This is a genomic window from Chloroherpetonaceae bacterium (assembly GCA_033763895.1).
Classification (GTDB): Bacteria; Bacteroidota; Chlorobiia; order Chlorobiales; family Thermochlorobacteraceae; genus JANRJQ01.
Genome location: JANRJQ010000008.1, coordinates 81,581 through 95,212, shown reverse-complemented (window position 1 = coordinate 95,212; position 13,632 = coordinate 81,581). Strand labels below are relative to the sequence as shown.

At 38.1% G+C, this 13,632-nt stretch carries 17 protein-coding genes; 6 read left to right on the top strand and 11 right to left on the bottom strand.

Annotation, left to right across the window (positions count from 1 at the left end; all coding sequences use genetic code 11):
* Positions 1–8 precede the first annotated feature (8 nt).
* Complete coding sequence (locus SFU91_07670; protein MDX2128896.1) at positions 9–194, top strand: hypothetical protein; 186 nt, start codon at positions 9–11, stop codon at positions 192–194.
* Between the two features lie 85 nt (positions 195–279).
* Here the strand turns inward: SFU91_07670 and SFU91_07665 are convergent, their stop codons facing one another.
* Complete coding sequence (locus tag SFU91_07665) at positions 280–663, bottom strand: type II toxin-antitoxin system VapC family toxin (GenBank protein ID MDX2128895.1); 384 nt, start codon at positions 661–663, stop codon at positions 280–282.
* Positions 663–911, bottom strand: a complete 249-nt coding sequence (locus SFU91_07660) for a hypothetical protein (GenBank protein MDX2128894.1) — start codon at positions 909–911, stop codon at positions 663–665. Before SFU91_07660 ends, SFU91_07665 begins: the two co-directional genes overlap by 1 nt.
* Before the next feature lie 706 nt (positions 912–1,617).
* Between SFU91_07660 and SFU91_07655 the strand changes: the two genes are divergently transcribed.
* From SFU91_07655 to SFU91_07635, 5 genes are all read left to right on the top strand, one after another.
* Positions 1,618–2,742, top strand: a complete 1,125-nt coding sequence (locus SFU91_07655; GenBank protein ID MDX2128893.1) for a saccharopine dehydrogenase NADP-binding domain-containing protein — start codon at positions 1,618–1,620, stop codon at positions 2,740–2,742.
* Between the two features lie 344 nt (positions 2,743–3,086).
* Positions 3,087–3,851: a hypothetical protein gene (locus tag SFU91_07650; protein ID MDX2128892.1), complete on the top strand. Its 765-nt coding sequence runs from the start codon at positions 3,087–3,089 to the stop codon at positions 3,849–3,851.
* A gap of 86 nt (positions 3,852–3,937) precedes the next feature.
* Positions 3,938–4,999 carry an acyltransferase gene (locus tag SFU91_07645; GenBank protein ID MDX2128891.1) on the top strand — a complete coding sequence of 354 codons (1,062 nt, stop codon included), beginning with the start codon at positions 3,938–3,940 and terminating at the stop codon, positions 4,997–4,999.
* 32 nt (positions 5,000–5,031) lie between these two features.
* Complete coding sequence (locus SFU91_07640; GenBank protein MDX2128890.1) at positions 5,032–5,460, top strand: hypothetical protein; 429 nt, start codon at positions 5,032–5,034, stop codon at positions 5,458–5,460.
* Positions 5,450–5,929 (top strand): DUF1801 domain-containing protein, encoded by a 480-nt coding sequence (locus tag SFU91_07635; protein ID MDX2128889.1) that lies wholly within the window; start codon positions 5,450–5,452, stop codon positions 5,927–5,929. Before SFU91_07640 ends, SFU91_07635 begins: the two co-directional genes overlap by 11 nt.
* Positions 5,930–5,946: 17 nt before the next feature.
* Here SFU91_07635 and SFU91_07630 read toward each other — a convergent pair whose 3' ends face one another.
* From SFU91_07630 to SFU91_07590, 9 genes are all read right to left on the bottom strand, one after another.
* Entirely contained in the window at positions 5,947–6,792 is an 846-nt protein-coding gene (locus SFU91_07630; GenBank protein ID MDX2128888.1) for an RNA polymerase sigma factor, read from the bottom strand.
* A 4-nt stretch (positions 6,793–6,796) separates the two neighbouring features.
* A complete protein-coding gene (locus SFU91_07625; GenBank protein MDX2128887.1) occupies positions 6,797–7,141 on the bottom strand; it encodes a SnoaL-like domain-containing protein in 345 nt (114 codons plus the stop codon).
* Positions 7,142–7,150: 9 nt separating this feature from the next.
* Complete coding sequence (locus SFU91_07620) at positions 7,151–7,762, bottom strand: hypothetical protein (GenBank protein ID MDX2128886.1); 612 nt, start codon at positions 7,760–7,762, stop codon at positions 7,151–7,153.
* Positions 7,763–7,866: 104 nt separating this feature from the next.
* Positions 7,867–8,457 (bottom strand): hypothetical protein, encoded by a 591-nt coding sequence (locus tag SFU91_07615; GenBank protein ID MDX2128885.1) that lies wholly within the window; start codon positions 8,455–8,457, stop codon positions 7,867–7,869.
* A 5-nt stretch (positions 8,458–8,462) separates the two neighbouring features.
* Complete coding sequence (locus SFU91_07610; GenBank protein MDX2128884.1) at positions 8,463–9,638, bottom strand: acyltransferase; 1,176 nt, start codon at positions 9,636–9,638, stop codon at positions 8,463–8,465.
* 3 nt (positions 9,639–9,641) lie between these two features.
* Complete coding sequence (locus SFU91_07605; GenBank protein MDX2128883.1) at positions 9,642–10,943, bottom strand: sigma-70 family RNA polymerase sigma factor; 1,302 nt, start codon at positions 10,941–10,943, stop codon at positions 9,642–9,644.
* A gap of 5 nt (positions 10,944–10,948) precedes the next feature.
* Positions 10,949–11,311 (bottom strand): YciI family protein, encoded by a 363-nt coding sequence (locus tag SFU91_07600; GenBank protein MDX2128882.1) that lies wholly within the window; start codon positions 11,309–11,311, stop codon positions 10,949–10,951.
* A 38-nt stretch (positions 11,312–11,349) separates the two neighbouring features.
* Complete coding sequence (locus tag SFU91_07595; protein MDX2128881.1) at positions 11,350–11,892, bottom strand: SRPBCC family protein; 543 nt, start codon at positions 11,890–11,892, stop codon at positions 11,350–11,352.
* A 139-nt stretch (positions 11,893–12,031) separates the two neighbouring features.
* A complete protein-coding gene (locus SFU91_07590) occupies positions 12,032–13,528 on the bottom strand; it encodes a 6-phosphofructokinase (GenBank protein MDX2128880.1) in 1,497 nt (498 codons plus the stop codon).
* Between the last annotated feature and the right edge of the window lie 104 nt (positions 13,529–13,632).

Sequence of the window (13,632 nt, the reverse complement as noted above, 5' to 3'; positions counted from 1 at the left end):
AATCGCCATTGAGGAAGAATACCTTTGGGCGTTGGATGCTTCCACCAAGTTCTGTAGGTTGGGGAGCTACGCCTTGGTACCGCTATTACTTCTCCGGCCAAGAAAACGAAGGCGAGGGCAAAATCTGGAACTTTAGAGCGAGACTTTACAACACCGACTTCAACCGTTTCTATGCCTTAAACTCAAAGGGTTAGCAATTCTCATCTTATGCCCTCTGAATAAATATCACCTGAGGGTTGTCGATAAAGTAGATAAATAAGTAGGCATAATTTGAAGATTTCATAATTGAATCGGATTTAAGAGATTTATTCCTTCAATATTCTTAAAATCAGAAGTGTTTCTCGTAATCAATACGAAATCATAAACTAAAGCAGTTGCAGCGATTATAGCATCTGGGAGTTTAATCCTAATACTTTTCCTTAGTTCGATTGTTCTTAAAATAATTGAGTCATTTAGGGGGATAATTTTTGACCCATCAATAAATGAATTCATAATCAATTCATCATTTATGGAAAAAAAATTAAAACTTAAGGCTACTATTTGTGTAACAACTGAAAGAGAAGGCTCTTCATTTGAAATTGAAGTCAAAAATAACCTTGCATTTTCAGGAAAAGAACCTGCGAGAAATTGAATCACGATATTGGTATCCCAAAGGTATAGCATTACTTCAGTTCACGGTTGAATCTTTCCTCCCACTCATTTCGAGAATCAGCAACATGTTTCAATAATGCTTCACCAGCCTCAGGGGAAAGAGTACCGGCAAGCTCAGAGATCTTTCGCTTGGGTTTCTGTTCCAAGTCAACCAAATTTTTTAAATCTTCATGTTTTTGAATAATGGTTATCCATTCTTCAATTGGAACGAAAACGCCTGTGTTTAACCCGTCTTTACCCTTAATGATTTGTATTGCCATAGTTTTAGAGAATTTTTAATGGTGAGATAAACAAAGTACAAAATAATCAAAGCGATTATAAAATCTTATCAAAAATTCTGCGCTTTTGGGCGAATGTTTGTAAGAAAAGGTTATTATATCTTTCAAAATAACGAACCGGGTGGCAAATTATGGAACTTAAGAATGCGGCTATACAATACAGACTTCAACCGTTTCTATGCCTTAGATATCAAGGGCAAGCAATTCAAACTTAAATTCAAAAATCCCAATTCATTTCTCGTTTCATTTGGCTTCCACTTTGGCGGAGAGGTGGAATCATGCGCCATCTTACGCTTTTTACCAGCAAAATGAACACGCAGTTTTAAATGACTTTTAGGCTAAAAATAAGCAGTGTTTAACCTTAAATCATTTTGTTTTAAGGCTAAAAACAATTTGTTTTAAGGTTATAAATTTTTTGTTTTTAAGCTTAAAACGATTTTCGGAAGCCTTATTTATTGCTTTAGAAAGCCTTTGAAAACAACTCTCAGCCTCCTTTATGAAAGCGCGATATGCACGAAAGTCTCGATGGATGAATGAGATTCGCTAAGAAGAGGTGAAGCGAAGGAAAACAACGGCGATGGGCGAGCGAAGGGGCTAATATAGGTTAGGAAACAAAAATTTAATCTTGAATGTCATTGCTCTCCTCTACCTTATGGAATAGAGTTGAATTCATCATACCCAAACATTTATGCAACGCGTACTTATCCTTGGCGGATACGGCAATGTCGGCATTCGCTTAGCGGATTTGCTCTTAGAACATACCTCGATGCTTGTCATCTTAGCGGCAAGAAACAAAATTAAAATTGAGGCAGCCGTCGCGGCGCTCTCTGCAAAGCATCGCGGTAATCGAGTGGATTGTGTGGTTGTGGATGCGTCTGATACAAAAAAATTAATGCGCTTGCTGGTTCAGGTGGATATGGTTGTGGTTGCCTCAAGCACAATGGATAATGACCCGCAAATCGCGAAGGCTGCTTTAGAAGCAAACATCGATTATTTTGATCTCAATTTATCTGCGACAGAAAAGATAAAAGGCCTAAGAAAGCTTGCCCCACGAATTCAACAAAGCGGCAGATGCTTTATCACCGATTGCGGGTTTCATCCCGGAATTCCCTCCGCAATGGTGCGGTTTATCGCCAACGAATTTTCAAAATTGGAAAAGGCCAATGTGGCAAGTTTAATCAAACTCAATAGCAACAACAATCAAATCACGGAAAGCGCCGCGCGTGAATTGGCTGAAGAATTGGATGACTTTCACCCATCGTACTTTGAAAAGAAAAAGTGGAAGGAAAGTTGGAGTCATTCGATACGGGTGGATTTTGGAAAAAAATTCGGACATCGCCGCTGTGCCCCGCTTAAGTTAGAGGAAATGTGGCCACTGCCCGTATTGATTCCGAGCTTGGAAGAAACAGGGTTTTACATTGCAGGATTTAATTGGATTTCAGATTTTCTTGTTTTGCCTGTGAGTGTCGCGGCGGTTAAAGTTGGGCACGCCCAAGTTTTTAATCCGATAGGAAAATTGCTTCGGTGGAGTTTCGATCAATTTGCTCGCCCGCCTTACGGAGTGATGTTAAAGCTCATTGCTTCGGGAATTCGAAACGATAAGCCCGCGAAAATCACGATGTCCCTTTTCCACGAAGATGGTTATGCCATTACCGCTGCATCGGTTGCTTCTTGCATTATTCAATACCTCGAAGGTAAACGCGAACCCGGCTTGCATTTTCAAGGCCTTTATATCGAACCCGTGACTTTCTTTAGCGACTTAGGGAAGATGGGGGTTCAATTTGAAGTTGAAGAGAATGCCGGCAAAAAGTAACCCTTCAATGCCTGATTCTGCTTTCCGTTCTTAACCCATTTCAAGACTCTCATCATTATCATTTCTCATTTCGATTCAATCACTTGCAAAAAATCAAGATCTATTTAAGGTTGGCAATTTGAATAGAGGGGTATCAAAAACTTTGGGCAGGTCAGTCAAAATCTGTAAAGAAGGAAGAAATGCGTTTAGACGGTGATAAATCTCGAAGGGTTTAATCGCATTTAGGAAAAATATTATTGAACAACTTTTTTGTGATTTTCATCAATGAATTCAAAATCACATTAAACAAAATAAGGCTCTCAACACTCCAATAGGCGTCTTTCATTACTTAACATAAAATCAATATGAAACGCCAAATTGTACACTCCGTCTTAAAACACACTTTTATTTTTCTGGTTTTTGCATTATCACTAAGCTCCTGCAAAGAGAATGGCCTTGAAACCGCCGGCGTAGAAGAAGCCGATGCTGCGGACGCAGTTGCTGCAAGCTTAGGTGATGGCGATGCAACCAACGGTTTGGCAGCGCAAATGAGCGACGCCGTCATTCTCTCAGAACCGGCATCAAGCGAAACCCTGAAAAGCATCGAAATCCCTTCAGTTGAATTCAGCAATTTTGACACCACCATTTCAAAGGTCAAAAACACAGGTACACGAACCTATAATTATCAATTTTCTTATGCCTACGCCTTAAACACGCCCCCAACTTCCGCAACCTTCACCTATTCAATGAAAGGCACTTACGACTTGCCGCGTGTTTCTTCAAACGATAGTGCAAACGCAAGCCTCACAATCGGCGGCATTCTCCCTACCGCAACGGCTTTTAGTGTGAACGGAACCTACACCAGAAATGGCAGTCAAACTTCAAAGGTGCGTCAAAAAGCAGTGTTTACAAGCACGATTTCCTTAACGGTTTCTAACCTGCAAGTCAGCCGAGCAACCAAACGCATTCTTAGCGGCACCGCATCGGGCACAATTGCTGTTGCACTTTCAACAGGAAGTTCGGCCACTTACACGGTATCAATAACCTTCTTAGGCAATCAAGCCGCAACGGTTGTCGTCAATGGAAAGTCCTATTCGGTCAATCTTACAAATGGTGAAACTGCGGAATAAACAGCCTTAAAGCGATCTAATTGTATCAAATATCAGGCGTGAGGGATTCGCGCCTGATTTTTTGCACCGAAGTAAACTTGAAAAAAATGAATCAAGAGTTACAAAGAAGAAATGCATCAATCGATGGAATTCGTGCGATCGCAGTGATAATGGTGGTCGTAACGCACTGCATTGGAGGGAAAAATGCTGAAAACATTTTTGAAATGACAATTCTGCGGCTCATTTCGGGAGGTTCAAGCATTTTTCTTTTTGTTTCCGGATTTCTATTTCAAAAAGGGTCGGAATCAGAGTTTAATTTTTTAACATTCCTAACCAAACGCGCAAAAACAATTTTAATTCCCTATGCCGTTTTAACTGGTGTGTTTTTATCGCTTTATTTTATTTTCGAGAAACTTCCGCCTTATGTCCGGCATTTTACAGAAGAAAAGGCTAATTACTCTTTGTTTGAATGGATAGAACTTTACTTCAATTACTTATGGACAGGAAGAATTGCCATTCCTTATTGGTTTATTCCCACCATTTTTATCTTTTTTTTACTATCGCCACTGTTTATTCGATTTAGTCGGATTGATTTAAAGTGGCAGATTTCGATTCTCGTTATATTATTCATTGTTTCAGGATTCTCGCAAAAATCGTTCGATAATATTTCGCCAATTCATTCTTCCATTACATTCAGCGTTTTTTATTTGATGGGAATATTAGCTGCGAAGTATGAAATGAAAATTCTAAATATGCCAAAAAAAGCTTTGATTTATTTTGGCATTTCGGCAACCCTTCTTTCATTCATACAAGTAAACCTCTTTCAAACCCACTTGAATTTGCATAAGGAGTCATTTTTGACCCTTAACGGGTTTGATCTTTTTTATTTGAAAGAAGGTTTCATCATCATTTTTTTGTGGGTATTATTTACGAAATGGGTAACCAAGGTGAGTGCTCCGTTAAAATTTATTTCTGAAAGAAGCCTTCCCATATTTTTTCTGCATCAATGGGTGATTATGATTTTAGAAAAAGCCGTTGGATATGAATCGCTTGCCATTAGCAATAATACCTTCATACTTATCGTATTCACGTTTGCCTATAGTTTTCTCTTTGTAGAAATTGCAAAAGCGTACTTCCCGAGCCGAAGCAAATTACTCTTTGGTTACTAATAACATTATAATTGAGAGTTTGATGAACATTTATGAAAAAGGAAAATTGGGTTGAGTACTTTTTTATTAGTGCACTTTTGGCGATTAGTTTAAGACCGTTTCTGAATGGAAATCTCCTTTCATCCTATCTGTTTGTAAGAAACGTGCTATATGAATTTCCGTTTCAAAAAACCCATTTTTTGGGCTTTTGCGAGGAGTTTCTTGGTGTGATTGGTGCCATTTTGATTTTTAGGGTGATTCAAATTCAGGAAATTTATTCACCACAAACACTTCGCACCATTTTTCTTTGGAATAGCATCAGTTTTTTATTATTCCTTTATTCTAAAGTTAATTTCACCCAATGGCAAATTTCAGAAGGAATGGATTGGAGTAAGTTGGAATTTTTGGGTTTTGTTTTCATTCATTTAAGTATTTTTCTTTTGGTAAGAAAAACAAATCGAATGAAATCAAATGAAAAATGAAGCCAAAACCCCCGATGCCTACATCGAAAGCTTACCTGAAGACCGAAAAGCCGCGATTTCAAAGCTTCGCAAAACAGTGAAAGAGGCTCTTCCGAAAGGTTTTGAGGAAGTGATGCAATATGGCATGATTAGTTATGTCGTTCCACACACGATTTTCCCTGACGGCTACCACACCAACCCCAAAGACCCGCTCCCATTTATTTCTATTGCGTCTCAGAAAAGCCATATCGCGCTTTATCATATGGCGCTTTATAGCGATGAATCCCTTCTCAAATGGTTTCAAGAGGAGTATGCGAAATCGGTCTCTTCAAAATTAGATATGGGGAAAAGCTGCCTTCGATTCAAAAAGCCCGACGCCATTCCCTATGACTTGATCAAATCACTTGCTACAAAAATTACCGTTTCAACTTGGGTAGAACGCTATCAATCTTCAATTCAAAAACAAGAAAGCACAAAGAAGAAAAAGTGATGTTGGTAAAACCCTAATCAGGGAAGGCTGACTTCACCCATTGCCATTCGGTCAACCTTCAGCAACGCCGCTTGAATCCGCGGCCCCCGGCTTTGAAGCGGGTCAATGCCGCGTATAAGTTCCACTCTTAAACTGTAAAGCGCTTCTCGTTCATATCTTTCCCGATTTTTGACTAAATCAAGTTTCGATTCTTCCTCCTCGGCTTGCTGCTTCGAATTAAATATTCCATTTAACTCGCTGCATTGATGGCAAACGCCCATTTTGCTGATGAGTGCGCATTTGTGCTCGAAAATTTCCATCAATTTTTTTCTCCCACCTTGAAGCAAATATTTCACTTTACCTTCCGATTTCTCCAAAATCAAACACATTTCTGCAAGTGAAAAATCATAAACATCCTTCAAAATCACAGCGATTTGTTCGTCTAATGGAAGTGTTTTAGAAAGGCAAGTAAAACATGCATCAATATGCTCGGTGAGTTCATACTTTTCAGCAGGATTCTCCTTCAATGTGTTAAGAACTGAATCCATTACCTCCGAGTTGCTCAGTGCTAAAGCCTTTGCGCGTTGCTTCACATCCGGCACCCAACGGGCTCGCGTAGAAAGAAGATTCAACGCCAAATTCGTTGCGATTTGGAACACCCACGATTTCAGTGCCGCTTCCCCACGGTATGTGGAAATATGATCGAAGGCGCGAAGAAAAGTGTCGTGAACCAAATCTTCGGCATCATCAAAATTGGCTGTAAGCCGAAAGATGTAACTTCTGAGCTGTGGACGAAAGGCGTCGAATAAAAAATGAAAGGCGTGGATGTTACCATCCATTGCGCCTTTCAATGCCTCTTCATGACTATGAAATTGGCTATTCATTGTTTCAAGCGGTGTAAAAAAACTGTTCAGAAATTATTTTTTCGTTTTGAACTTCAAATAAGGCTAATTCTTCCCAAAATGTTGGCGATTGCCCTTTATAAGTAATTTGCCAAGTGATGCCAATTGCAAAATAACGCCCACCATAAATCGGTTCAGAACATCGAACAGAGTTAATAACTTCTATCCCGCTTCGCCACTTTGCTTCTTTTTCGCCAAGTGCCTGAATTCCAATTAAGGCTTCGCTACCGGGTTCTATGCTTTTGCAATTTGGATGGTACAAGCTTTGCCGAGCACCACTAAAATCTTGTTTTTCAATCAAGTTGACAAGTTTCTTTGCGATATGATTCATCCTTGCTCCTTAATTTTTTTGTTTAATTACCGGCAGATACAATGTTTTGGGGCGTTTTTCTGGGGTGCACATATCGTTGTCCGGTGGTCTTAAGCCAAAGTAAAGTCGGCCTTCGCTGTCAAGCGAAAGCAAATCATGATCTTCATTGCACGCCTTTACGGGTTTCCATAATGAGCAACCCGTTTCAGAAATATCCTTTTCGATGTTTGGCAATAATCCGCAGCTCGAAAGGCCAAAGGCTTCAGCCAATTTAGGGTCTGATGTTTTAAGTGTCACCCACTTTTTATCTTCATAAAAAATGGCATTGAAGGTATTCGGGAGTGAAGAATTGGGCTCAATGACTTTATAGAAACCCACGGTTCGGAAAACGAACACCGGATTTTTTAAAAGTGAATCCAAGGCAAGAGTGAAATGAAGTGTCCAGTGCCCATTGTTAAAAGTAAAAACACTTTTGCCGTAAGTGCCTCTCCCCCAGTCCACAGCAATTTGGTCGGAATAAGTCCCGTGCAGGGTTTCAAGTTTATGTTTTAATGGTTGAGAATTGGTCTGTGCAAAAGCACTTCCACTAAGAACGAGCATAAACAATATGCCTCGAATGGCTAATCTTAAATTCGTTTTCATACATCAAGAAGTTGTGTTACAAGGTTCTCAGAACTTGAGAACACATTTAAGACAAACTTCCCCAGCAAAACGGATGAGAAAAGTGAAAAAATTATCAAAATACACTAATCATACTTCAGGTAGAGCGTCTCGTATTGTTGATAATAGGACAATAGCGAGTTTTCAAAAAACACCAAATCACTTATCATTATAGCCAATACGGCCTTATCTTCTTTTGATGAAGAATACAAAGAGTTATAAAGCTTATCAGCAATTTTTTTTTCGAGATAATAATAATTATCGGTTTCACTTTGAATTTTTGATAGGAGTTCAAATCGAGCAAGTTCTATGGTAAGAAGATTCACTGAAACCAAAGACTTCCAAAAGATTGATCGAATAGTAGGAGTTTTAAATCCCTTTAGAGTTTGAATAATGTCAATAACCTTTACATTTGTTGCAGAATTATATTTAGATAACGAATCAATTAACAAATTATGAAGGGTTAATTGGTGTTTTATCTCAATTGAATTATTACGATGTTCCTCCAAAATAGCAACCAATATTTTTTCTTGATAAGTCATTAATTCCTTTTGTTTCTGATAATTACTTCCTGCTAAACCAATAAAAACACCTAGCAGTGTAGGAATTATTATTGAAAAAAAATGTTTAAAAAGGGTAAGGAGTTTATGCGTTTGTTTTGGTTGATCTTGATTCATGAAGGCTAAAGATAAATTCGAATAATTTTAATTTTGCGCAAATAAACAGATAGTAAATTACTGGCAAGTAAAGAAAAAATAAAAACAAAGAAAAACTTAATTATTGGGTGTAAAGAAAAAAATGTAAATAAAAATTGAAACCAAATTAAAAAAACAAAATGAATTAAGTATAATAAGTATGCATTATTATTCAAAAATTCAATAAATTGATTTGATGAGTTGAAATACTTCTTGGTGATAGTAAGGAACGTTAAACAGGAAAATAAACAACTCAGTAGGTAAATAGAAAAATAAACTAACCAAGCAATAAGTTCAGGAAGGATGTTGTTGAGAACCAAGGATCGTAAAAACCCGAAGTAATCATTTAATGTAAGAAGAGAATAAAAAAATATTGAAACTGCTAGCCAAATAAAAGAATTTTTGACGAGAAAGGAATTTATCGAAAAAAGATTATTATTAAAATCAATTTTTCCAAGATATATCCCTAAAGCAAAAAATAAGAAGTACTGTAAAATTCGTGGTAATTGAAAATCTAACGGACCATACCCAATCCAAGTTCCTATACCAACTGACATTGCTAAGGGTACAAAAGAGATGTAAATGAGTAGAAAGAAAATAAAAAGGGAAAACAAGATACGCTTGTTATTTAAAGGATAGCCAATGGAGTTATAACTAGATGGAAGAAAAGGAAAAAACTTGTAAGTAAGGGCAAAAATAAAGTTAAATACAAAAAGAACCCATATAAACCACGGAGGTCCAGAAGGCCAATCTTGTTGTGAAAAAAAATCAAATATATGTGAGATAAAGTCATAAGAATTTGTGGCTACAATATAAGGAGGAAAATAAGCAATCCACATAAAAAAAGTACTGAAAATAAATGGAATGGCTAAGCGGTAAAATCGGTCTTTCAGAAAGTCATAAAAACCCTTTTTTATAAAGCTTTGATTCAAAAAAAAACCGCCTATCAAAAACATCAAGGACATGAAAAAGATATCATTAAAATTTTCAAAGATATCTAAAGCTAATGATCGTTGAGTGTCAACAATTGGATGAGTTGAATTAATATACCTAGTTGAGTCAAATTTAGCAAAAGTTGTGTATGAAAGTGAAGCGTGATGGGCAACCACTAAAATTGTAATAGCTGTTCTTAGATTATTAATCCATTCAGTCCTTTCTTTCATGTTTTATAAACTATTAAGGTTAGAATTCTTTTCGATAATGTCATTAATTTTTGAAATAATTAAAAACTTTTCTTTTTCTGATTTACAGAGTACTAAAGATTTTTCATAACTAATCAATGCATTGTTGATGTCATTTTTCATTAAGTACAATTCTCCGATAACAGAAAAGAGAAAATGAGAGTCTTTAAGGTTAGAAGTAGTTTCATCGGAAAAAATAGACTTTAGAGCATAATCCGGCCCATATACTTCACCATAGACTACGGCACGATTCAAGGCGACAATCGGAGATGGTTCCAACGAATAAAGCATATCGTATAAATGTATGAGTTGATTCCAATCAGTTTTTTCATAGGTCTCTGCTTTGATATGTTCTAAAGCAATGGAGGATTCAATATGAAATTTACTAATATTATTTCCATACAATGATTTTCTATAAAAATTGAGACCTAAAGAAATCATTGATTGGTCCCATCGAGATCTATTTTGATGTTTTAATAAAATGATATTTCCTGTCTCATCTAATCGGCTCTTCGTTCGAGAATAATGAAAGAGCATCAGAGAAAGCAAAGCGTATGTTTCCGGAATAGAAGTACTTTCGATATGCAAGAGCATCGCAGTAAGTCTTATCGCTTCATCCATAAGCTCCTCCCTGATTATAGAGCTTGAAATACTTGAATTATATCCTTCATTAAAGAGTAAGTATAAAGACATTAAAACCGTTTGCGTTTTCTCCGTTACTTCAGGTTCAGATAATGGGTTGAATGATATTTTAGTTTCTCTGAGCATCTCTTTTGCCCTAGTAAGTCTTTTTTCTACAGCAATTGGGGAAATTAAAAAGGCATTTGCAATTTCTTTGTTGTTAAACCCACAGAGCACCTTTAAAATGATTGCGATTTGTGACTCTTGCGGTAAATCTGGATTTGCACAAACAAACATCATCTTAATTTCTTCATCCAAAAAATAATCATGTTCAAAAAGCGGATGAGGATTAGATTGAGTTGAGCGTTCTTCAATTAAGTCAGATAATGCTGCGCTCAATTGAATGTGTTTTTTATCTCTACGAATAACATCAAGGGCTTTGTTTTTCGCTACCGTAAAAAGCCAACCACTTGGGTTATCCGGTACGCCCTTAAAACGCCATTCTTTTAGAGCCTGTAGCAAAGTTTCTTGTACCACATCTTCGGCTAAGTCGAAATGATCATTCCCTAAGATTGAAGTAAGCACTGAGACCATCTTCGCAGACTCGCGTCTGAAAAGATGGTCAGTGATTTCATTAATCTTAGTACCTTTTAAGAAGGAATCCACTTCTGTTACTGTTGGTTAACGATCATTATTTCTCTGATTTCAACGCTCCCATCCGCGGATTTCAAAGTTGGACAGTCTTTGGCCAACTCTGTTGCTTCTTCAAGCGATGCAGCATTGATAATTAAATATCCACCAACGATTTCTTTACTTTCCATAAACGGGCCGTCAGTGATTTTTTTAATTGTCCCACGTATCACTTTCCCAAATGGCAACAAGGGTTCTCCACCAAGTAATTTTCCCTCTGCTGCAAGTTTGCCCATCCATTTGCCCCATTCTTCTAAAGAGGCTTGCATATCTTTTGGAGAAAGAGAAGCAAAGGCTTCATCATTCATTTTTAAGTCGCGAAATAAAAGCATGTATTTATTCATATAGATTTTGTTTTAAGATTTAGAACGATGGAACAATCCTATTTTTTCATTTCAATGTACTTTTTTAGGTTTTTTAATCCTTTTTCATTGGTTACAGAAATCTTTTCTGAAAGCGAAACTAATTTAGAGATAATGTTGGAAGGAAATGGGAGTTGAGTCCTAAATGTTTGTGTCACTAATGTGCCGTTTCCTTTTACATCAAATCGATAATCAAACGAAGGTTTTGATTCAAAAGGTTTTGTTATTTCACAAGTGAATGCAATGCTTTCGTTTTGGTTTAACTCCGTTAGCCGTTGAATTCCTTCACTTGTTTCATTGACGCCAACCCAACGATAGTGAGCTCCAATTTTTCCATCTTCACCAATAATCTCATACTGTTGATGAGGATCATTTTCTAAAAATGGTGACCATTTTGGAAAAAGATTTAATTGAGACACTGTAAAGAAAACCTGCTCTCTTGGTGCATCTATGTAAATTTTTCTTGAAATGACGATTGAGTTTGGTGAAACCAATGAAAGAAGGAAAATGATTAACCCAAATGAGAGGATAACCAAACCTGAAATTTTCATTATTAAAATCATAACTTTTCTCCTTTTTTGTTGATAAATGTAGAACTTTATGCTCTACACTCTCAAGACGAAGAGGATAGTTTGATTCGGACTCATTCAAAAAGATTTTTTTGTAAAAAAATAGTTTAACAAACCTTTTTGATTTTGAAACCTACACTCCCAAACGATTTGCAAGCTCGGCTAAATTCGATTCAACCGAATTTTCGGTTCTGATTTCATAAAATGGAATGGCGTAATCTCTACCCGAAAGCACAGCGGGCATCATACGATTATGTTTGTCTTTGATAAGTTCGGTGAGTTTGCAAACCATCCGCTGAGCGAGCGTAATGTCGTTATTATTGGGTCGGGCGCCGCGCACATCTCTCGAAAAGGGTTCGCAAATCACCCGTTGACGCGTCTGAAGGCCTGCCGCAAGCAATTGATCACGGAAGTATTCAGCCGCGTTTCCTTGATATCCTTTTGACTTTCGTTCGTCTGCCTTATATCCTTCAGCCACAACAATCACCGTTGAGGTTCTATTTTTAAGTGCTTGAGAAAGCTTTACAGGGTCATAATTCGATTGTGGAAGAACAGCCAAATGAGCCCCCGCGCCTAAGCATGAGTGCAAGGCGTGGTAACCGCCGGCGGCACCCATCAATTCAATGATGTAGCATCGGTGATGCGTGCGCGCGTCGGCCATATAGCATCGAATTTTTTCTGCCCCAACTTCCACACCGGTATGTTGCCCAATGCACTCGGTGCCGATAATATCGCTATCAATCGTCACCGGAATAAAGAAAGTTTGAACGGTTTCGGGTAAAAGTTGGCTCAGCCGATCAATTCCCTTGAAAGTGCCGTTTCCACCAATACCGATAAGCACTTTTACTTTGCGTTGAATCAAGTTCTCTGCTGCTTTGCGGATATTTTCGTCGTGCTTGAAATCGCCGTAACGCTCTGTGCGAAAGTCGGCCCCGCGTGCTTCGCGAAGCGGTGGAGAAAAAATCACGCCCGGAATTCGCTCCAATTGTTTGTATAGCCCCATACTGTAAACCAAGTAGCGATAATCGTCTTGTTGCCCACTGACAAGCGACTTAAAGCCTTCTTTGGCTATAAATACACGGCGACCGGCTTGCTCAAGAAACTCAGTCAAAAAAGCCGTAACCGGATTATAACCCGGTGCGCAGCCTCCGTCTTGAACCAAGAGCACATCCATTTCGCGGTAAATCATTTCTTCTTCGTGAGAGCGAACGGTCATAAAATCGCAGACTTCTCGGTAGAAATTGGCATATACTTCTAATGGCAACCCTTGCCCATTCGTTAAAGCATCGGAGGAAATTGAATAAATGGTGGTTGGTTGAACTGCCTTAACCGAATATTGATGGTGGCGACCCTGAAACATTGATTCCTCGCCAAATACTTCGCGCTCGGTATAAAAGAAAATGGTATGATGATGCCGCTCGTGGGCAAGCTTTCCACTTTCGACAATGAAAAGCTCCTTTCCGGTTTCACCTTCATGAAAAACATACTCACCTTCTGCGTATTCAAACCGGAGCATCAACTTTCCGATTGAAAGCAAGTCGGTATCTGAAAATCGTTTAAATATCGGAAGGCTTTTGAGGAGCGTGAGCGTCTCGTGAGATTCGGCTGAAAAGGATACTTCTTTCGGCATACTGCAGATTTGATTGGTGAATGACATTTCGTTATGAGCACTTCATTTGAAGCCGCTCTTCGAACAGAGGTCAAAATAACATTCCTTTTTGAGAGTTCTGCTTA